The sequence below is a fragment of the Streptomyces sp. NPDC088124 genome, from assembly GCF_040685895.1.
GTDB lineage: Bacteria > Actinomycetota > Actinomycetes > Streptomycetales > Streptomycetaceae > Streptomyces.
Genome location: NZ_JBFBJB010000025.1, coordinates 54,735 through 74,655, shown reverse-complemented (window position 1 = coordinate 74,655; position 19,921 = coordinate 54,735). Strand labels below are relative to the sequence as shown.

The following is a 19,921-nucleotide window of genomic DNA, read 5'->3' as shown; positions in this document are numbered from 1 at the left end:
CCTGATGACCACCACCCTGCGGCCCACCGGACCGCTTCAGCAGGCCGACGACGGCACGAAGTCACGCTCCTACGAGATCTGTGTGAACGGCCGCCCCGTCGGTGCGGTCGAGATCGCCACGGATCCCGGCTTCGCCCACCGGGCCGGCCTCGTCCGGTCCCTCCGGATCGACGAGCCCGACCGCCGGCGGGGCCGGGCCACGGTCGCCGTGCTCGCCGCCGAGGAGGTGCTGCGCGGCTGGGGCTGCGACCAGGCGCAGGCACTCGTACCGGCAGGCGCCGGGGCCGCGCTGCGCCTGGTGGAGAGCCTCGGATACACCGAGCGCAGCCGCAACATGGACAAGGAACTCACCGCGGAGGCGCCCGCGCTGCCCGAGGGCCTCACGGGCCGCCCCATGACGGAGGCGGAGTTCGAGGTGTGGCGCGCGCGTTCCATGGACGACTTCGCGCGGAGCTGGATCGACCGCGGAGTATCCCCCGAGCAGGCCCGTGCCAAGTCCGAGGCGAGCCACCGGGACAACCTTCCCCAGGGGCTGGCCACCCCGGGCAGCTCGTTCACCGTCCTCGTCCACGCAGGAGACGCCGTGGGCCATGTCTGGGTCGCCCCGCGCGAGGTGCGCCCCGGCCGCCCCGGTTCGTACGTGTACGACGTGGAGGTGGCCGAGGAGCAGCGCGGCAAGGGGTACGGCCGCGCCCTGATGCGGCTCGCCGAGCGGGTCGCCGCGGAGTCGGGCCCGCCCCTGCTGGGGCTGCACGTCTTCACGGGCAACACCCCGGCGCTCCGGCTCTACGACTCCCTCGGATACCGGACGACGCAGCTCAACTTCTTCCGGCCGCTCGTCTGAACCGGGCGGCGCCGGGCGGGTCGGCTGGGACCGGCCGAGCCTGGGCATCGGACACCCAGGCTCCGCGCCCGGGACACCCGTAACCTGACCGGGTGACCAACAACGACCTCGGTGAGTTCCTCCGGGCGCACCGCGCCCGGCTGCACCCCGACGACGTGGGGCTGGCCTCGTACGGCCGGCGCCGCGTTCCGGGGCTGCGCCGGGAGGAGGTCGCCGTACTCGCCGGAATGAACTCCGACTATTACGCCCGTCTGGAACAGGGGCGCGAGCGCGGCCCCTCACTCCAGATCCTCGACGCGATCAGCGGCGCGCTGCGCCTGGACGACGGGGCGCGCGCACACCTGTACCGGCTGGCGGAGACGACGCCGGACCGCGGGCCCGCGCCGGCGGAACACGCCGACGCCGATCTGCGGCGGCTCCTGGACGGCTACGCGCACACCCCGGCGTTCGTCCTCAACCCGGCCCTGGACTTCCTGACGGCCAACTCCCTGGCCGAGGCGCTCTTCTCCCCGTTCGAGCGGGTCGACAACCTCGCCCGGATGATCTTCCTCGACCCGGCGGCCCGGCCCTTCCACGCCCGGTGGCACCGCGCGGCCGAGTCGGCGGTGGCCGCGCTGCGCGAGGCGTCCGGCCTTACCCCGCACTACCCGCGGCTGCGGGACCTCGTGCGGAGGCTCACCGCGGCCAGCGACGAGTTCGCCGCGCTCTGGTCCTCCCACACCGTCCAGGGCAAGACCCGCGACAGCAAGGAACTCGTCCATCCTCAGGTGGGGACCCTGTCACTGACCTACCAGACCTTCGACGTACGCGGCGCCCCCGGCCAGCAGCTCGTGATCTACCACGCGGAGCCGGGCAGCCCCGCCGCCCACGCGCTGGCCCTGCTCGGCACCCTGGACGCCACCCGGCGGGCGACCGGCCGTCCGGCCTGACCGGCGCCGGCGGGAGGGCCGCCGGCGCTCAGGCCGCGCAGGGGTTCACTCCGCGAGCAGACGGTCGGCGATCGCCACGATCCGCTCCCGCAGCCCCTCCTGGCTCTTCCCGCCGTCGAGCCGCTCCCCGTCGATGACGTACGTGGGTGTACCGGTCACCCCGATCGCCTTGCCCTCGGCCTGGTCGGCGTCGACGGCCAGCAGATGACGGCCGTCGATCAGCGCGGTGTCGAACTCCTCGGCGTCCAGCCCCAGTTCACGGGCGACCTCCAGCAGGAACGGCTCGCCCCGCGCGCCCAGCTCCCGTGTCCCGGCCAGTACGGCCTCCACGTACGGCCAGCCGCTGCCCTGCTCCGCGGCCTCCTCGGCGGCCTGCGCGGCGGCGTACGCGTGCCGGTGCTTCTCCAGCGGGAAGTGCCGCAGCCGCACCTCCAGCCGGTCGCCGTAGCGGGCGCGCAGCGCGCGGACGTCCGTCAGGGCGCGGTCGCAGTCGGGGCACTGGAGTTCGCACCAGACGTCGAGGACGACGGGGCGCGGGGTGGTGGAGTCGGTCATGGGACCAGTCTTCCAGCAGACCGGGCCCGCCCGTGCCCGAGGGGATCTCGTCCCCGGGGAGCCTGTGACCGGGACCTGGGGAGGACACCGTCCCCGAGATCTCCCCCAGATCCGCCGGGGAGGGGTCCGCACCGTGGCCCCGGACCCGGTGCCAGGTGCAGGATGGAGGGGAGACCGGATTCGGCCGTTGACGTGCGATGCCTGGAGGACCCGATGATTGCCGAGACCATTTGCTCCGCGGTGTCAGCAGCGGGCCTGGGCATCGCCGCGATCACGGCGTACCGCAAGCGGTTCCTCGCCGCGACCCGCATCGCCGCGTACGCGCTGGTGCCGGTCGGTCTGGTGATGACGGGTGTCGTGCAGTGGCTGGCGAGCACCGCCTTCAGCCCGGTCGCCTGGGCGGGCTTCGGGGTGCTGGCGCTGGCGTGGGTGCTCTTCATGACGACCCGCGCGGTGGAGCGGCGCGCCGGCGGTACGCGCAAGGAGCGCAGAGCCGCGGCGAAGGCGGCCGCCAGGGGCGGGGCGGTGGAGCCCGCCGCCTCGGCGCCCTCGCTGGGTGCCGGGGCCCGGCCCGCCGACCGTCCCGCGGCGAAGCCCGAGCCCGCGCGCTCCGGTGACGACTTCAGCGACATCGAGGCGATCCTGAAGAAGCACGGCATCTGACCCACCTGGTGACGCCGGGAACACCGCCCGGTGGTGGCGCCTGCCCCGGGGAGGTGCCCGGCAGCATGCCAGGTGCGCGCGAATTCTGTGGGGGTTCCGGGCCTTTTTCCACGGAATATGATGAACTCCCGGGCCGATCACGCGTGTTGGTCATCGGCCCGGTTCGCAGTGCGCCATGATCACCTCGAAATGCTCGATAGCTCACGGGGTGAGAACCCCGCCCAGACCGAGGAGCCGCGCGGCTGTCTGTTCGCGCTCTCCCAGCCGCCGTTGATGATCTTTCTGACGGTGATCGGAACGCTGCTGCTGATGGCGGCGGTGCACGATCTGTTCCTCTTGTGAGGCTCAGCCGGCCGCTTCCTTGCGGCGCGCCCGGTACGCGGCCACATGCAGCCGGTTGCCGCAGGTGCGGCTGTCGCAGTAGCGCCGGGAGCGGTTGCGCGACAGGTCGACGAACGCGTGCCCGCAGTCCGGCGCCTCGCAGCGGCGCAGCCTGTCCTGCTCGCCGGCCACGACCATGAAGGCCAGCGCCATGCCGCAGTCGGCCGCGAGATGGTCGGCGACCGAGGCGCCCGGTGCGAAGTAGTGCACGTGCCAGTCGTAGCCGTCGTGGTTCGTGAGCTGCGGGGTCGTCCCCGCCGCGGCCACCAGCTGATTGATCAGATCGGCCGCGGCCCGCGCGTCCGGTGTCGCGAACACCTCCGTGAAACGGCTCCGTACCTCCCGCACGGCCCGCAGATCCCGCTCGCCCAGGTCGCCCACGCCGCTGACGTTGTGGCTCCGTACGAAGTCGTACAGCGCCCCGACGTCCGCGAGCCGGTCCGCCGCGCCCTCTCCCGTGTCGGCCTCCGGCGCGGTGTTCACGAGATCGACGACCGTGTCGAGGGCCATCCGGGTGTCGTGTGGAATCAGCACGGTCCGCTCCCTGGCCTGCCGCGGGCCGGTGCCCGCCGAACCCGGACGACTTTAGACCGTTCGCGAGCCGGGTGGAGCCGGGCGGGCGCCTCGGCGCCAGGGCGGACGCGCCGGAGCCGCCGCCGCGGTGGGTTCCGCGGCGACGGCTCCGGTGTCCTCCGTATGCGGTTGTCCGCGCGGCGCCGTCTCCCCGAGTCGGACGGCGCCGTGCAGCTCTCTGCCTGGCTCAGCTCTCGGCCAGGATGTGGGAGAGCTCCGTGTCGAGGTCGAAGTGACGATGCTCGGTGCCCGGCGGCACCGCGGCGTCGGTCCTCTTGAGGAACGACTCCAGGGCGCGTGCCGGGGCCTCCAGCAGGGCTTCGCCCTCCGGGGAGCTCAGCGCGATGCAGACGACGCCCTGACCGTGGCTGCGGGACGGCCAGACCCGGACGTCGCCCGTGCCGGTGGGCCGGTGCAGCCCCTCGGCGAGAAGATCGCGGGCGAAGACCCACTCGACCGTCTCTTCGGCTCCGGTGTGGAAGGTGGCGTGCACGGCATAGGGATCGGCCGTGTCATACCGCAGGCCCGCGGGTACAGGCAGTGAGGACTCGCTCGATACAACGAGGCGCAGGTGCAGCTCGCAGCTGACCGTGGTGTTCATAAGCGCCAGGGCCTTTCGCTCAGTGTGCGCTCGGGGATTCGCACGTCGGCGAAATCGACATGCCACCTACGGTGCCGTTGTAAACCCCTCTGTCTGTTTTGTGCTTCTTCGGGTAGCTCGTACGGCGGTGTGCTACTTCGAGTCATACCGCCATTCCGGTGATACGGCGTGTTCCGGTACGTTGGCTCCATGCACGCGGAGAGTCACGAGCGGGATCGCGATGTCGCCTCGACGGCCACGGCGACCGCCACGGGGGACAGGCCGACGGACGGGACGACCGCGCCGGAGCGGGCACTGGGCTCCCGCGCGCCGCGCTTCGTCAAATCGTCCAGGACCCTTCATCTGAGCTGGCAGGTCGGTGTCTTCCTGGTCGGCCTCGCGGTGGTCGCCGCGGGGGTCGCCATGCTGGTGCTGCCCGGCCCCGGATGGGTGGTGATCTTCGCCGGCATGGCGATCTGGGCGACCGAGTTCGTCTGGGCCCAGCTCGTGCTGCGCTGGACCCGGCGCAAGGTCACGGAAGCGGCGAGGAAGGCCCTCGACCCCAAGGTCAGGCGCCGCAACATCATCCTTACGACCGTCGGCCTGGTGATCATCGCGGTGCTCGCGGGGATCTACCTGTGGAAGTTCGGCCTCGCCCTGCCCTGGACGATCGACCAATGACCGGTGACGCGTCGGGGGACGCCCCTGACATGGGGTAACGTATGCCCTGCGCCCGGGCGATTAGCTCAGTGGGAGAGCGCTTCGTTCACACCGAAGAGGTCACTGGTTCGAACCCAGTATCGCCCACCCGGAACCGAGGCCCCGACGACGGAAACGTCGTCGGGGCCTCGGTCGTTTCCGGCCGATGCCCCGTGGCCGTCAGCGCATCCGGCCCAGTCCCCGGCGCACCCGCCGGGCGTCCCGCAGCCGCTGCTCGTACGTGGCGCCCACGCCGAGCAGGAGCAGCCCCGCCAGGGCCGGCGGCAGCCAGCGCGGCAGCGCGCCCACCACCTGCACGACGTACGGCGCCAGCTCGTGCAGCGCGACCAGCGCCAGCGCCGCCCCGCCCAGCAGCAGGAGCGCCTGGAGCCGCAGTCTCGCCCCGGCCAGCGTCAGTCCCAGGGCGGCGAGCCCCAGCAGCAGCGGGCGCGCCCAGTGCGAGTCCCCCCACGCGGCCAGCAGGCTCGGCGCCAGCGTCGCCGCCAGTCCCGGCCCGTACGCCGTCCACGACGACGCCTCCGGGTCACGGCGCCGCCGCACCACCCCGACGGCCAGCGCGGCCGCCGTCACCGGCAGCGTGTACGCCTCGGGGACCGACACCCCGGACGCGGCCAGCCGTACCCACGCCGCCGCGACGAAGAGCGCCGTCGCCGCGTACCCGGCCACCCGGCGCCGCTCGGCGCGTACCGCCGTACCCGCCGCGATCACCCCGCACAGCGCGAGGACCAGCGCCAGCACCGGGGGGTGTCCCAGGGCCGGGGCGATCGCCAGCAGCCCGGCCGCGGCGCCCGCGCACTCCACCGGCACCGCCACGGGATGCTCGCGCAGCCGGGCGCCGAGCAGTGCCACCGCCGCCGGTACGGCGAGCAGTGCCACCGCCGTGGCCCCGGCGGACAGCCCGGCCGCCACCGTCGCCGCGTGGACCAGGGCCGCCGCGCAGCCGACGGCGAGGCAGCCGAGGAGCGCGCGCACCGGCTCGCCGAGCGCGGCGCCCGCGCTCCCCTCCGGGCCCTGCGCGGGTACGGTCCGCAGCGCCACGGCCGCCCCCGCGAACAGCGCCGCCAGCGCCGCGAGCACCGTCAGCGTCGCGGGCCGGGTCGCGAGGGAGAGCGGTGTGACGGCGGCCGAGCCCGCCAGCGCGAGGACCAGCGCGGTGTACGCCCCGGCCGGCCCCAGGGCGGCGCGGGGGCGGACGGCGAGCGCGAGCGCCGCCGTGGTCAGGCCCAGCGGGACCGCCAGCGCCGCCGCGTAGGGCAGATCGCCCACGACCGGCACCACCAGCACCGCGGCCCAGCCGAGCACCCCCGCACCGCACAGCGCCGCCGCACGGGGCCGCCGTACATCGGCGACCGGCACCACGCCCTCCGCGAGCCGCGGCAGCCACCGGTACGCGACGGCCAGCGTCCCGGCGGCCGTCGCCAGCACCAGCGGGGCCGTGACCTGCCAGGCCGCCGCGAGACGCACGCCGAGCGCCGCCCGTGTGCCCGCGGGCGCCCCCGACCAGATCTCCGTGATCCGGGTCGCGCCGCCCAGCAGCGTGGCCGCGACCGAGGGCAGCGCCCAGAGCAGCGCGGCGGCCGTCACGGCGCCGCCCGCCGCGCCGAGCCCCTGCCGCACCGCACGCGGCAGCCGGGCCCGTACCACCGTCAGCAGCGCGACGGCGCAGAGCAGATACCCGAGCACCGCCCAGCCCGCCGGCACGGCCGTACGCACCACGCCGCCCACCGCGACGACCGAGGCGAGCCCCGCCCCCGCCGCGCACACGAACGCCGCCTCCGGCGCTCGCCAGGCCACCGACAGACCGAGCGCCGCCCCGGCGAGCAGCAGCGCGGCGGGCCCGGCCATCGCGGCAGGGGTTCCCGCGGGCACCGACGACCACCCCGCCAGGAGCAGCGCCGCTCCCGAGGCCGCGAACGCGGCGGCCACCACCAGGCTCCGCGCGGCCCTCCCCGAGACATGCCGCGGCGGCTTCGCCGCGTGGCGCGGGGCGAGCCACAGTGCCACCGCGGTGTCCGCCGCGGCCGTCGCCAGCAGCGCCCATGCCACCCCCAGGCTCCCCGCGCCGGCCGCCACCGACCAGAGGAGCGGCGGGAGTTGGGCGGCCACCACCGCGACGGGCAGCGGGCCCCGCAACCGGCCGAGCAGCGCCCCGTAGCCGCCCCAGAGTGCGGCGAGCGCGGCACAGGCGGCCGCGGTGTACCGCAGCCCGTCCACCCCGGGCAGCGCCACCGCGTACAGCGCGTACGCGTCGAGCGCCGTGAGCACCAGCGCGAACGCCGCCACGGACTCGGCGGTCGAGGAGAGCCCCCGGCGCAGCAGCGCGGCGGGGGCGGCCAGCGCGGCGAGGGTGATCACGGCCAGCACCGCGGAGCGGCCGCCGATGCCGAGACGGCCCCAGCTCACCAGGGTGAAGGCGATCGCGGCGACCGTCAGCAGCACGCCGCCGAGGGCGAGCAGCACGTTCTGCGCGCTGGGCGGAGCACCGGGGGAGGTGGTGATGCCGGCGGCCACGGGTCGGGCGGTGGGCTCCGGCCCGAGCCGGGCCAGCACGGCTGTCAGATACGAGCGGCGCGTCAGCAACTGGCCTCGGCGTGCGTCGAGCCGGGTCAATTCCTGGTCGATGAGCGCCAGTTCCCGGGCGGGGTGCGGAACGTTCTCCATACGACGGAGTGTGGCCCGGGACACAGCCCCTGCCATGGGTCCGGCTACTCAGATCCGCGTCTGAGTACGTCGGATCCGGTTTGAACGAAGGCCGCCGGGGCCTGTATGGTTCAGGTCGTTCCCGGGCGATTAGCTCAGTGGGAGAGCGCTTCGTTCACACCGAAGAGGTCACTGGTTCGAACCCAGTATCGCCCACCGGGAAAGGCCGGTCCGTCGATGACGGACCGGCCTTCGCGCGTTCCGGGCCCCGGTGCCCCGATCAGGCGGCAGCGGCGGGCCGTTGGGGACGGAGCGGCCAGGCGGGATGCGACGCGCCCTCCCCGGAGCCGCGGGAGAACCACGCCTGGGGGCCCCGCGTCTGCGTCACATGCCAGACGGCCTGGAGCGCGTGCAGCTCACGGGGCGAGAGCCGCGCCATCCGGGGCGCGAACCGGCGGCCGATCGCCCGGACCAACTCCAGTGCCGACAGGGCCGAGAGGGTCGACAGGGCGGCCGGCGCGGACGGCCCGGCCGGCAGGTCGGGCCCGATCGGCAGGCCAGGTCCGATCGGCAGGCCAGGTCCGATCGGCAGGTCAGGTCCGGCCGACAGGTCAGGTCCGGTCGGCCGGGCGGGCCCGGCCGGTTCGCCGTCCGCCGTGTCGAGCGCGCTGTCCGCCCCCACCGCGTACTGGGCGCACAGTCCGGTGAGATCGCGGCTGCCCTTGCGGTACCGGTCGAGATGCCGGTCGAGGACCAGCGGATCCAGCACGCACAGCGAGGCGTTCTCCAGCCGGCGGCCGAGCGACGAGGCGCGATGGCGGCGCAGCTCCCGGTCGAGGAGCGTCAGGCCGAACGGCGCGTTCATCACCACCAGCGGCCGGCCCGCCGCGCACTGCTCGGCCAGCGCCCTGGCCACCTCCTCCACCACGGGCGCCGGCCAGCGGCCGTTGCGGTGCAGGAACTCGTCGGTCAGGCCGTGCGCCTCGGCGGCCCCGGGCGGCACGGGCACCCCCGGGTTCACCAGCCAGCGCCGTACTCTCGGCCGTACCCCCGTCGTGTCCTGGACGATCAGCGCGGCCGACACGATCCGGTCCTTCTCGGCGTCCACCCCCGTCGTACCGGCACCGAACGCCGCCAGCGGCCCTTCGTACCAACACGTCATCCCCGAACCCCCGAGCCTCTCGCACTCATCCATGGGGTGATACCCGGACAGGTCCCTCCATACGCACCGTGTCGGACCCGTGTCACCTGGTGACGGGTGGGGCGGTGCGGGCCCAGGAGGCCGCCGGAGGCCGCCGGGGACGGGCCGGGGACCGGGCGTCGACGGGGCGGGGACCGGGCGGAACAAACCCTTTCGCGGGCTGCCCGCCGGGCTCGGTACGATGCGCAGTGCGTACGCCATGCGCGGGGTGCGCACCCCAGAAGTCAGGAGAGACCGGTGTCAGACGTCCGTGTGATCATCCAACGCGATTCCGAGCGGGAAGAGCGCGTGGTGACGACGGGCACTACGGCGGCGGAACTCTTCCCCGGCGAGCGCACCGTCGTCGCCGCCCGGGTGGACGGCGAGCTGAAGGACCTCGCGTACGCGATCGGCGAGGGCGAGGTCGTCGAGCCCGTCGAGATCTCCTCCGAGGACGGCCTGAACATCCTGCGCCACTCCACCGCGCACGTGATGGCACAGGCCGTACAGGAGCTGCACCCCGAGGCGAAGCTGGGCATCGGCCCGCCGGTCAAGGACGGCTTCTACTACGACTTCGACGTCGAGACCCCCTTCACCCCCGATGACCTCAAGGCCATCGAGAAGAAGATGCAGGAGATCCAGAAGCGCGGCCAGCGCTTCTCACGCCGGGTCGTCACGGACGAGGCGGCGCGCGAGGAGCTCGCCGGCGAGCCGTACAAGCTGGAGCTCATCGGCATCAAGGGCGCGGCCTCGACCGACGACGGCGCGGATGTCGAGGTGGGCGGCGGCGAGCTGACCATCTACGACAACCTGGACGCCAAGACCGGCGAGCTGTGCTGGAAGGACCTCTGCCGCGGCCCGCACCTGCCGACCACCCGGAACATCCCGGCGTTCAAGCTGATGCGGAACGCCGCCGCCTACTGGCGCGGCAGCGAGAAGAACCCGATGCTCCAGCGCATCTACGGCACCGCGTGGCCGTCGAAGGAGGAGCTGAAGGCACATCTGGAGTTCCTCGCCGAGGCCGAGAAGCGCGACCACCGCAAGCTCGGCAACGAGCTGGACCTCTTCTCGTTCCCCGACGAGGTCGGCTCCGGGCTCGCCGTCTTCCACCCCAAGGGCGGCATCATCCGCCGGGCCATGGAGGACTACTCGCGCCGCCGGCACGAGGAGGAGGGGTACGAGTTCGTCTACACCCCGCACGCCACCAAGGGGAAGCTCTTCGAGAAGTCCGGGCACCTGGACTGGTACGCCGACGGCATGTACCCGCCCATGCAGCTCGACGAGGGCGTGGACTACTACCTCAAGCCCATGAACTGCCCCATGCACAACCTGATCTTCGACGCCCGGGGCCGCTCCTACCGTGAGCTGCCGCTGCGGCTCTTCGAGTTCGGGACGGTCTACCGGTACGAGAAGTCCGGCGTGGTGCACGGCCTGACCCGGGCCCGCGGCTTCACCCAGGACGACGCGCACATCTACTGCACCCGCGAGCAGATGGCGGACGAGCTGGACTCGACGCTGACCTTCGTGCTCAACCTGCTGCGCGACTACGGGCTGACCGACTTCTACCTGGAGCTGTCCACCAAGGACCCCGAGAAGTTCGTCGGCACGGACGAGGCGTGGGAGGAGGCCACCGAGACGCTGCGCAAGGTGGCCGAGAAGCAGGGGCTGCCGCTGGTCCCCGACCCGGGCGGCGCCGCGTTCTACGGCCCGAAGATCTCGGTGCAGGCGCGGGACGCGATCGGCCGTACCTGGCAGATGTCGACCGTGCAGCTCGACTTCAACCTGCCGGAGCGCTTCGACCTGGAGTACACCTCGCCGGACGGCTCCAAGCAGCGCCCGGTGATGATCCACCGCGCGCTCTTCGGCTCGATCGAGCGGTTCTTCGCGGTGCTGCTGGAGCACTACGCGGGCGCGTTCCCGGTCTGGCTGGCGCCGGTGCAGGCGGTCGGCATCCCGATCGGCGAGGCCCACGTCGAGTACCTCCAGGACTTCGCGAAGGCGGCGCGGGCCAAGGGGCTGCGGGTCGAGGTGGACGCCTCCTCCGACCGGATGCAGAAGAAGATCAGGAACCACCAGAAGCTGAAGGTCCCCTTCATGATCCTCGTGGGTGACGAGGACATGAACGCGGGCACGGTCTCCTTCCGGTACCGCGACGGTTCGCAGGAGAACGGCGTGCCGCGCGACCAGGCGCTGGCGAAGCTCCTCGACGTGGTGGAGCGCCGCGTACAGGTCTGACGCGTCCCGTCCACCCGTGGGTGGTCCCGGAGCGGCCCCCGGCAGGCATCAGCCCGCCGGGGGCCGCTCCTTGTCCTCCCGGCCGAAGACCTGGATCAGCCAGGACGAGAACGACCCGGTGACCGCGCCCAGCAGCGCCAGTCCGCACAGCATCAGACAGACCGCGTACAGCCGGCCGAGCGGCGTCACCGGGGTCACATCGCCGTAACCGACCGTGGTGATCGCCGAGCAGGCCCACCAGACGGAGTCCCCGAAGGTGAGGATCGTGGCGCCGGGCGCGCCCCGTTCCTGCTGGTAGACGGCGAGCGCGGCGGAGACGGTGAGCAGGCCGGCGGTGATGCTCGCGTACGCCATCACGCGCGCGTACAGGCTCAGCCGGGGGCGGTCGCGCCGCCGCTGGATCGCCATGTACGTGTTCACGATCCGCAGCGGCCGCAGCAGCGGCAGGATCACCACGACCGTGTCGAGCAGGTGCGTCCGTACGAAGCGCGCGCCCTCGCCGCTGAGGACGAGCCGTACGACGTAGTCCACCACGAAGGCGGCCCAGATCAGCAGGGACAGTGCCAGCGCGAGGTCCCGCCAGAACGGGTCGGGGCCCGTTGACAGGACGCGTACCGCGTAGCAGGCGAGGAAGAGCGGCGAGGCCACGAGCAGCGGCAGCTCCGTACGCCGCTCCCAGCCGCGCAGCCGGTCGGGGCCGTTGCGGACATGCATCGGGCCAGCATCGCCGGGCGGGGGCCGGTGCGGGCCCGGCGACACGCCTCACACGGGCGAAGTCATATGCTGCACAACATGACGAGTGAGCCGGAGCAGCAGATAGGAGTGGGGACCCAGGACGCGTTCCAGCGCCTGTGGACGCCCCATCGGATGGCCTACATCCAGGGTGAGAACAAGCCCACCGGGCCGGGCGCCGAGGACGGCTGTCCCTTCTGCTCCATCCCGTCCAAATCCGACGAGGACGGGCTGGTGATCGCGCGCGGTGAGCGGGTGTACGCGGTGCTCAACCTCTACCCGTACAACGGCGGGCATCTGATGGTCGTCCCCTTCCGCCACGTCGCCGACTACACGGAGCTGGACGAGGCGGAGACCGCCGAGCTCGGGCTCTTCACCCAGCGGGCGATGACCGCGCTGCGCGCCGCGTCCGGGGCGCACGGCTTCAACATCGGGATGAACCAGGGGACTTCGGCCGGTGCCGGGATCGCCGCCCACCTCCACCAGCATGTGGTGCCGCGCTGGGGCGGCGACACCAACTTCATGCCGGTCGTCGGCCACACGAGGGTGCTGCCGCAGCTTCTCGCGGACACCCGCGCCATGCTGGCCGACGCCTGGCCGGCCGGCTCCTGACCCCCGCCCGCTCCGTCGGGGGTGCCCGACCTGCCGCGCGTGCCCGCCCCGACCGGGGCGGGCACGCGCGGGACGTCGGCGACGCGGGGTGCGCCCCGCGCTACGCGTCGTACGCGTCGATCTTCTTCGGGGACGGGTCCTGGACCGCCCCTATCAGCGACGAGGAACGGTTGCTGAAGCGCTCGGTGTTCACCCCGTGCTCGTCCAGCACCCGCATCGCCGCGTTGTGCGCCACCCGCAGGACCGGGGTGGCCGCGCGCATCGCGTCGTCCGCCATGAAGCGGTGGCGCCACGGCTGGTCGGCCCAGGCGTGCCGCATGCCGAACGGCTCGGGCAGGCTGAGCTTGCCGCCCAGGAAGTCCAGGACCGGCGGATACCAGGTGAACGGGGCGCGCACCGCGAGCCTGACCGCCTCACGCGGCTCGACCAGCGGCAGATTCCTCGACGTGGTCTCCCAGAACCGTACGGTCTTCGGACGGGTGATCTTCTTGGGTGACGGCTTCGCGAAGAACAGGGAGTGCACGGGACCCAGCGCGTACCCGGAGACCTCGATGCGCAGGGTCTCGTGGAGCACCGTGACCGAGATCATCATCGTGATGACCAGCTGGCTCTCCCAGAGGGTGAACTGCACTCCCAGGTAGTGCCGGTTCCCGCTGCCGAACTGCTGGTGGTTGCAGATCCGCTGTATCTCGTGGCTCTTGTACTGGAACGCCTCCACCTCCGGGCCCTCGGGCCAGGAGACCGAACCGGCGCCCTCGCCGACCGCGGACACGATCCAGTGCTTCACCGAAGGCGTCGGGAAGCCACCGGAGTTGAGGGGGCCGCGCTCCAACAGCTTCATCTGGTCGTGGATCGCGCGTATCACGTCGTAGCTGCGGAACTGGTGGATCTCCTTGTCGGCGTCCTTGGGGACCAGCTCCTCCGCGAGCTGCCAGCTTCCCCAGCGGGTGCCCATGCCGAGTATCCCCTTGGGGCCGGCGTAGAAGGCCACATTGGAGCGCTGCTCGGCGCTCAGCTTCTCCAGCCCCTGGCGCAGCACCTCCCGCGAGGTGTCGCCCGGGTTCCCCGGGACGGCCTCGGGGATCTTGGCGCCGGTGCCGCCGCCCGAGAGCAGGCTCTCCCAGCGGGCCCGCAGATCCTTGGCGGTCGACTCGCAGATCTGCTTGGCGAGCAGCCAGCCGACGACCGGGGCGACGAGCATGCCGCGCAGATACCAGTTCAGTACGCCGTCGAGGGGCAGCTTGATCAGCACGATCACCGCGAACACGGCGACCGCCGCCAGCAGGGCACCGCCGATCGCCCCGGCCCGGCGGTCCTTGGCCCCCGCCAGGGTGCGGCGCAGCTGGAACACGCCCAGCCAGAGCAGCAGTCCGGGCAGGAAGAGCACCCCGAACACCGCGGTGACGGCGGTGAGCTTCTTGTCCCGCTCCTTGCGGATGTGGTTCGCGGCGAGGCAGTGCTCCACCACGGCCTGCGGGTCCATGCCGAAGGACTGGATGATCGGGCCCCGGCCGCCGCCCAGCGTCCTGAGCTGGACGGCCCGCGCGAACGCCTCGCCCAGATTCGGCTCGAAGAGCGTGAACTTGCCTTTGCTCACGCCCGACTTGTGCCAGTCGTTGTCGGCCTTGGAGATCTCTTCGAGCGGACTGTCCCGGTACGCGGCCGAGGCGAGGGCGAAGGTCGCCGCCGTGCCCCCGGCCGCACCCTGGAGCGGAACCTGCGCCCCCGGGCTGAAGTCGAATAGATCGTCCGCCACTGCCGCCCCCTTGCCGCAAGGATTCGCTGCCGCGACCTCTTCCCGGCCCGCGCGCCCCGCACACCTGCTGGAGCTGGGCACCCCAGAGTAACGGTGCGATGCCTTCCGCGTCATGGGGCCCGGATGAGTGAGTCCGACATCCAGCGGTCTTTCGCCAACCGGCCCCGGGGGCGCCGTACATGGGGTACCGGACGGCACCGGCGCCCTACACCGGGCTCTCCTCCCTGGTGAGCTGACGGTCCGCCACCGCCTGGGGCATCGGCTCGTGGCGGGCGTACGTCCGGCCGAAGCTCCCGGTGCCGTGCGAGATCGAGCGGAGGTCCACCGCGTACCGGCCGATCTCCAGTTCGGGTACCTCGGCCCGGACCAGGGTCCGTCCGGGGCCGGCCTGTTCGGTGCCGACGACCCGGCCCCGTCGCCCCGACAGATCGCTCATCACCGGCCCCACGTACTCGTCCGGGACCAGGACCGCCACCTCGGCGACCGGCTCCAGCAGATGGATCGCCGCCTCGCCCGCCGCCTCCCGCAGGGCCAGCGCGCCCGCCGTCTGGAACGCGGCGTCGGAGGAGTCCACCGAGTGGGCCTTCCCGTCGAGCAGCGTCACCCGGATGTCGACCAGCGGATGGCCCGCCGCGACGCCGTGCGCCGCCTGGGCCCTCACGCCCTTCTCGACGGAGGGGATGAACTGACGGGGGACCGCGCCGCCCACCACCTTGTCGACGAACTCGACACCGGACCCGGCCGGCAGCGGGTCCACCGCGATCTCACAGATCGCGAACTGGCCGTGGCCGCCCGACTGCTTCACATGGCGGCCGCGTCCCGTGGCGCTCGCGCCGAACGTCTCCCGCAGGGCGACCCGGAACGGTACGGCGTCCACCTGGACCCCGTACCGGCCGCGCAGCCGGTCCAGCGCCACGTCCCGGTGCGCCTCACCCAGGCACCAGAGCACCACCTGATGGGTGTCCGGGTTCTGTTCGAGCCGCATCGTCGGGTCCTCCGCCACCAGCCGGGCCAGCCCCTGGGACAGCCGGTCCTCGTCCGCCTTGCTGTGCGCCCGCACGGCGAGCGGCAACAGCGGGTCGGGCATCGTCCACGCCGCCATCAGCAGCGGATCGTCCTTCGCGGAGAGCGTGTCCCCGGTCTCCGCGCGGGACAGCTTCCCCACGCACGCGAGATCGCCCGCGACACAGTGCGCCAGCGCCCGCTGCTGTTTGCCGAACGGTGACGAGAGCGAGCCGACCCGCTCCTCCACGTCGTGGTCCTCGTGCCCCCGGTCGGTGAGCCCGTGCCCGGACACGTGCACCGTCTCGTCGGGGCGCAGGGTCCCCGAGAAGACCCGTACGAGCGAGAGCCGGCCCACGTAGGGGTCCGAGGCGGTCTTGACGACCTCGGCGACCAGCGGGCCGCCCGGATCGCAGCAGATCTCCGGGCGCGGGGCGCCGAGCGGGGTGGTGACGGCGGGCGCCGGGCGCTCCAGCGGCGTCGGGAAGCCGCCGGTGATCAGATCGAGCAGCTCGACCGTGCCCAGCCCCTGCCGGGCGCCGGGCGGCGCGGGCGCCGCCGCGAGCACCGGATGGAAGACCCCGCGCGTCACCGCCTTCTCCAGGTCCTCCATCAGCGTCTTGAGATCGACCTCGTCGCCGCCCAGATAGCGGTCCATGAGGGTCTCGTCCTCGCTCTCGGCGATGATCCCCTCGATCAGCCGGTCCCTGGCCTCCGCGATCTCCGGGAGCCGCGCGGGCTCCGGCGGCCCCACCCGCCGCTCCCCCGAGGAGTAGTCGAAGACCTTCTGCGAGAGCAGCCCCACCAGCCCGGTGGCGGGCGCGTGCCCGTCCGGGCCCTCGGCGCCGTGCACCGGCAGATAGAGCGGCAGTACGGCGTCGGGGTCGTCCCCGCCGAAGATCCGCGCGCAGAGCCGCGTCATCTCGTCGAAGCCGGTGCGCGCCGTGTCGAGATGGGTGACGACGATGGCGCGCGGCATCCCGACCGCCGCGCACTCCTCCCAGACCGCCCGGGTCGCCCCCGCCACGGCGTCCGCCTCCTGGGCCGCCGACACCACGAAAAGGGCCGCGTCCGCGGCGCGCAGACCGGCCCTGAGCTCCCCGACGAAATCCGCGTAGCCGGGGGTGTCCAGCAGATTTATCTTGTACCCGCCCCACTCCACCGGGACGAGCGAGAGCTGTACGGAACGCTGCTGGCGGTGCTCGATCTCGTCGTAGTCGGAGACCGTCGCGCCGTCCTCGACCCGGCCCGCCCGGTTGACCGCGCCCGCCGTGAGCGCCAGGGCCTCGACGAGGGTGGTCTTCCCCGAGCCGCTGTGGCCCACCAGCACCACGTTCCGTACGGACGCGGGCCGGTCGGCCGCCGTCGCCCTGCCGGCGGCCCCGGGGCGCGGGGGCTCCTTGTCGATTTTTTCGCCTTTACCGCCTTTATCACCCATGACTGCTGCCTCCCGATCGGGTCCACCGACTGGGCGGTGGAGGGGGATGGAGAGAGGCGGGCCGGGGGAGCCGCGCGGCAGCTCCGGCGATGCCCGCGGTGGTCCTTCGAGCTTCGCACTCCCGCCATGGCGCGTCCATACGTCGTACGACGCGGCATGGTCCGGGTGCCCGGCGCTGCGCCGTGACGGTCGTGGCTACGATGGGCCAGCCGACGGGCCGCAGGCGCCGTGGGCCAGCCGTCGGCCACAGGGGCCCTCGGCCCACCGAACCTCGGGAAGGCCATGCTGAACAAGTACGCGCGTGCATTCTTCACGCGTGTCCTCACACCGTTCGCGGCGTTTCTGCTCCGTCGAGGAGTCACTCCGGACGCGGTCACGCTCATCGGCACGGCCGGGGTGGTGGCGGGTGCGCTGGTCTTCTTCCCCCGCGGGGAGTTCTTCTGGGGCACGATCGTCATCACCGTCTTCGTCTTCTCCGACCTCGTCGACGGCAACATGGCGCGCCAGGCGGGCATCTCCAGCCGCTGGGGGGCCTTCCTCGACTCGACTCTGGACCGGGTCGCGGACGGCGCGATCTTCGCCGGTTTCGCCCTCTGGTACGCGGGCGACGGTGACAACACCGCGCTGTGCGCCGTCGCCATCTTCTGCCTCGCCAGCGGCCAGGTCGTGTCGTACACGAAGGCCAGGGGCGAGTCCATCGGGCTGCCGGTGGCCGTCAACGGACTGATCGAGCGCGCGGAGCGGCTGGTCATCTCCCTCGTCGCGGCCGGCCTCGCCGGGCTGGCCGCCTTCGGCGTCCCCGGCATCGGCGTCCTGCTGCCGATCGCGCTGTGGATCGTCGCCGCCGGCAGCCTGGTGACCCTCGGCCAGCGCGTGGTGACCGTACGCCGCGAGTCCGCGGAGGCCGACGCGGCCGCGGCGGCCGACCGCGCCGGGACCGACCACGCCCGGGGGAGTGGAGCCACGTCATGAGCGCGGCGAGCGACCGGCTGACCGACGCGCTTTACGGGCTCGGCTGGGGCACGGTCAAGAAGCTGCCCGAACCCGTGGCCGGAGCCCTCGGCAGGACCATCGCGGACACCGTGTGGAAACGGCGCGGCACGAGCGTGCTGCGCCTGGAGTCCAATCTGGCGCGGGTCGTGCCCGACGCCGGTCCCGAACGGCTGGCGGCCCTCTCCAAGGCGGGCATGCGCTCGTACATGCGGTACTGGATGGAGTCGTTCCGGCTGCCCGCCTGGAGCGAGGAGCGGGTGCGCGACGGCGTCGAGATCAAGGACATCGACCGGCTCTTCGACGGCCTCACCACCGGGCGCGGCGTCGTCCTGGCACTGCCGCACATGGCCAACTGGGATCTGGCGGGAGCCTGGCTCACCCGGGCCCACGGCGTGCCGTTCACGACGGTAGCGGAGCGGCTGAAGCCCGAGTCGCTGTACGACCGGTTCGTCGCCTACCGCGAGAGCCTGGGCATGGAGGTGGTGCCGCACACCGGGGGCTCCGCCTTCGGCACCCTGGCCCGGCGGCTGCGGGACGGCGGCCTCGTCGCCCTGGTCGCCGACCGGGACCTGTCGGCGTCCGGCATCGAGGTCGACTTCTTCGGGGACACGGCCCGGATGCCCGCAGGCCCGTCGCTGCTGGCGCAGCAGACCGGGGCGCTGCTGCTGCCCGTCTCGCTGTGGTTCGACGACTCCCGGGTGATGCGGGGGCAGGTCTTCCCGCCCGTCCCCGTGCCGGAGACAGGCACCCGCGCGGAAAAGGCGTCCGTGATGACACAGGCGGTGGCCGACGCCTTCGCCGCGGGAATCGCCGAACACCCGGAGGACTGGCACATGCTGCAACGGCTGTGGGTCGCGGACCTGGACCGGGGGCCCGAGTGAAGATCGGCATCGTCTGCCCGTACTCCTGGGACGTACCGGGCGGCGTCCAGTTCCACATCAGGGACCTCGCGGAACATCTCATCCGGCTCGGCCACGACGTCTCCGTGCTGGCCCCGGCGGACGACGAGACACCGCTCCCGCCGTACGTCGTCTCGGCGGGCCGCGCCGTGCCCGTCCCGTACAACGGGTCGGTCGCCCGGCTCAACTTCGGCTTCCTGTCGGCGGCGCGGGTGCGGCGCTGGCTGCACGACGGCACGTTCGACGTCATCCACATCCACGAGCCGGCCTCGCCGTCGCTGGGCCTGCTGGCCTGCTGGGCGGCGCAGGGGCCGATCGTCGCGACGTTCCACACCTCCAACCCCCGCTCGCGCGCCATGATCGCGGCGTACCCGATCCTGCAGCCCGCGCTGGAGAAGATCAGCGCCCGGATCGCGGTGAGCGAGTACGCGCGGCGCACGCTGGTGGAACACCTCGGCGGCGACGCCGTCGTCATCCCGAACGGCGTCGATGTCGACTTCTTCGCCGAGGCCGGGACGGAACCGGCCTGGCAGGGCGGCACGATCGGCTTCATCGGGCGCATCGACGAGCCGCGCAAGGGGCTGCCGGTGCTGATGCGGGCCCTCCCGAAGATCCTCGCCGTCCACCCGGAGACCCGGCTGCTGGTGGCGGGGCGCGGGGACGAGAAGGAGGCGGTGGAGTCCCTGCCGAAGGAGATGCGCCGCAGCGTCGAGTTCCTCGGGATGGTCAGCGACGAGGACAAGGCGAGACTGCTGCGCAGCGTCGACCTGTACGTGGCGCCCAACACCGGCGGCGAGAGCTTCGGCATCATCCTCGTGGAGGCGCTGTCGGCGGGCGCGGCGGTGCTCGCCAGCGACCTGGACGCGTTCGCGCAGGTCCTGGACCACGGGGCGGCGGGGGAACTCTTCACCAACGAGGACGCGGACGCGCTCGCGGGCGCCGCGGTCCGCCTCCTGGGCGACCCGGCCCGCCGCGCGGCACTGCGCGAACGGGGCAGCGCGCACGTACGGCGCTTCGACTGGTCGACGGTCGGCGCGGACATCCTCGCGGTGTACGAGACGGTGACGGACGGGGCGGCGTCGGTGGCGGCGGACGAACGGACGGGGCTGCGGGCGCGGTTCGGGCTGGCGCGGGAGTAGGGTCCGCCGCCCGGACCGGGCCGGGCCGAGGTGGGTGGCCAGGCGGCCGT

General features: G+C 72.9%; 18 protein-coding genes and 2 tRNA genes. 12 read left to right on the top strand and 8 right to left on the bottom strand.

Going from position 1 to position 19,921, the window contains the following annotated elements:
- Positions 1 to 4: 4 nt before the first annotated feature.
- Positions 5 to 844 (top strand): GNAT family N-acetyltransferase, encoded by an 840-nt coding sequence (locus tag AB0P17_RS21720; RefSeq protein ID WP_365813286.1) that lies wholly within the window; start codon positions 5 to 7, stop codon positions 842 to 844.
- A gap of 92 nt (positions 845 to 936) precedes the next feature.
- Positions 937 to 1,773 (top strand): helix-turn-helix transcriptional regulator, encoded by an 837-nt coding sequence (locus tag AB0P17_RS21715; protein ID WP_365813284.1) that lies wholly within the window; start codon positions 937 to 939, stop codon positions 1,771 to 1,773.
- 45 nt (positions 1,774 to 1,818) lie between these two features.
- Here the strand turns inward: AB0P17_RS21715 and AB0P17_RS21710 are convergent, their stop codons facing one another.
- Positions 1,819 to 2,328 (bottom strand): DsbA family protein, encoded by a 510-nt coding sequence (locus AB0P17_RS21710; RefSeq protein WP_365813282.1) that lies wholly within the window; start codon positions 2,326 to 2,328, stop codon positions 1,819 to 1,821.
- Positions 2,329 to 2,541: 213 nt separating this feature from the next.
- Between AB0P17_RS21710 and AB0P17_RS21705 the strand changes: the two genes are divergently transcribed.
- Together AB0P17_RS21705 and AB0P17_RS21700 are read left to right on the top strand one after the other, a co-directional pair.
- The gene (locus AB0P17_RS21705) at positions 2,542 to 2,991 is read left to right on the top strand and encodes a hypothetical protein (protein WP_365813280.1); all 450 of its coding nucleotides are present in this window, start codon (positions 2,542 to 2,544) and stop codon (positions 2,989 to 2,991) included.
- Between the two features lie 189 nt (positions 2,992 to 3,180).
- Positions 3,181 to 3,333 (top strand): hypothetical protein, encoded by a 153-nt coding sequence (locus AB0P17_RS21700; RefSeq protein WP_365813278.1) that lies wholly within the window; start codon positions 3,181 to 3,183, stop codon positions 3,331 to 3,333.
- A 3-nt stretch (positions 3,334 to 3,336) separates the two neighbouring features.
- On the opposite strand, the gene AB0P17_RS21695 is transcribed toward AB0P17_RS21700, so the two are convergent.
- On the bottom strand, positions 3,337 to 3,906 hold the full coding sequence (locus AB0P17_RS21695) for a CGNR zinc finger domain-containing protein (protein ID WP_365813276.1): 570 nt from the start codon (positions 3,904 to 3,906) through the stop codon (positions 3,337 to 3,339).
- Positions 3,907 to 4,132: 226 nt separating this feature from the next.
- On the bottom strand, positions 4,133 to 4,546 hold the full coding sequence (locus AB0P17_RS21690; protein ID WP_003959770.1) for an SsgA family sporulation/cell division regulator: 414 nt from the start codon (positions 4,544 to 4,546) through the stop codon (positions 4,133 to 4,135).
- 189 nt (positions 4,547 to 4,735) lie between these two features.
- On the opposite strand from AB0P17_RS21690, the gene AB0P17_RS21685 reads away from it, so the two are divergent.
- Entirely contained in the window at positions 4,736 to 5,206 is a 471-nt protein-coding gene (locus AB0P17_RS21685) for a TIGR02611 family protein (RefSeq protein ID WP_365813274.1), read from the top strand.
- A gap of 54 nt (positions 5,207 to 5,260) precedes the next feature.
- Positions 5,261 to 5,332 (top strand) — tRNA-Val (locus AB0P17_RS21680).
- A 72-nt stretch (positions 5,333 to 5,404) separates the two neighbouring features.
- Here the strand turns inward: AB0P17_RS21680 and AB0P17_RS21675 are convergent.
- The gene (locus AB0P17_RS21675; RefSeq protein ID WP_365813272.1) at positions 5,405 to 7,906 is read right to left on the bottom strand and encodes a hypothetical protein; all 2,502 of its coding nucleotides are present in this window, start codon (positions 7,904 to 7,906) and stop codon (positions 5,405 to 5,407) included.
- A gap of 123 nt (positions 7,907 to 8,029) precedes the next feature.
- Between AB0P17_RS21675 and AB0P17_RS21670 the strand changes: the two genes are divergently transcribed.
- Positions 8,030 to 8,101: transfer RNA gene (locus AB0P17_RS21670), tRNA-Val, on the top strand.
- Between the two features lie 64 nt (positions 8,102 to 8,165).
- Here AB0P17_RS21670 and AB0P17_RS21665 read toward each other — a convergent pair.
- Positions 8,166 to 9,047 carry a 3'-5' exonuclease gene (locus AB0P17_RS21665; RefSeq protein ID WP_365813271.1) on the bottom strand — a complete coding sequence of 294 codons (882 nt, stop codon included), beginning with the start codon at positions 9,045 to 9,047 and terminating at the stop codon, positions 8,166 to 8,168.
- A gap of 276 nt (positions 9,048 to 9,323) precedes the next feature.
- On the opposite strand from AB0P17_RS21665, the gene thrS reads away from it, so the two are divergent.
- Positions 9,324 to 11,300, top strand: coding sequence for a threonine--tRNA ligase (thrS, locus tag AB0P17_RS21660; RefSeq protein ID WP_365813269.1), 1,977 nt, complete (start codon positions 9,324 to 9,326; stop codon positions 11,298 to 11,300).
- A gap of 48 nt (positions 11,301 to 11,348) precedes the next feature.
- Here the strand turns inward: thrS and AB0P17_RS21655 are convergent, their stop codons facing one another.
- Positions 11,349 to 12,014 carry an ion channel gene (locus AB0P17_RS21655; protein ID WP_365813267.1) on the bottom strand — a complete coding sequence of 222 codons (666 nt, stop codon included), beginning with the start codon at positions 12,012 to 12,014 and terminating at the stop codon, positions 11,349 to 11,351.
- A 66-nt stretch (positions 12,015 to 12,080) separates the two neighbouring features.
- On the opposite strand from AB0P17_RS21655, the gene AB0P17_RS21650 reads away from it, so the two are divergent.
- Positions 12,081 to 12,644, top strand: coding sequence for an HIT domain-containing protein (locus AB0P17_RS21650; protein WP_365813265.1), 564 nt, complete (start codon positions 12,081 to 12,083; stop codon positions 12,642 to 12,644).
- A gap of 100 nt (positions 12,645 to 12,744) precedes the next feature.
- On the opposite strand, the gene AB0P17_RS21645 is transcribed toward AB0P17_RS21650, so the two are convergent.
- Complete coding sequence (locus AB0P17_RS21645; protein ID WP_365813263.1) at positions 12,745 to 14,400, bottom strand: hypothetical protein; 1,656 nt, start codon at positions 14,398 to 14,400, stop codon at positions 12,745 to 12,747.
- Between the two features lie 205 nt (positions 14,401 to 14,605).
- Positions 14,606 to 16,840, bottom strand: a complete 2,235-nt coding sequence (locus AB0P17_RS21640) for an elongation factor G-like protein EF-G2 (RefSeq protein WP_365813261.1) — start codon at positions 16,838 to 16,840, stop codon at positions 14,606 to 14,608.
- A gap of 282 nt (positions 16,841 to 17,122) precedes the next feature.
- On the opposite strand from AB0P17_RS21640, the gene pgsA reads away from it, so the two are divergent.
- From pgsA to AB0P17_RS21625, 3 genes are read left to right on the top strand one after another with little or no spacing between them, the layout of a single operon-like run.
- Entirely contained in the window at positions 17,123 to 17,812 is a 690-nt protein-coding gene (pgsA, locus tag AB0P17_RS21635) for a phosphatidylinositol phosphate synthase (protein ID WP_365813259.1), read from the top strand.
- Entirely contained in the window at positions 17,809 to 18,714 is a 906-nt protein-coding gene (locus tag AB0P17_RS21630; protein ID WP_365813257.1) for a phosphatidylinositol mannoside acyltransferase, read from the top strand. Before pgsA ends, AB0P17_RS21630 begins: the two co-directional genes overlap by 4 nt.
- The gene (locus AB0P17_RS21625) at positions 18,711 to 19,871 is read left to right on the top strand and encodes a glycosyltransferase family 4 protein (protein ID WP_365813255.1); all 1,161 of its coding nucleotides are present in this window, start codon (positions 18,711 to 18,713) and stop codon (positions 19,869 to 19,871) included. The genes AB0P17_RS21630 and AB0P17_RS21625 overlap by 4 nt, the downstream gene beginning before the upstream one ends.
- Positions 19,872 to 19,921: the final 50 nt, after the last annotated feature.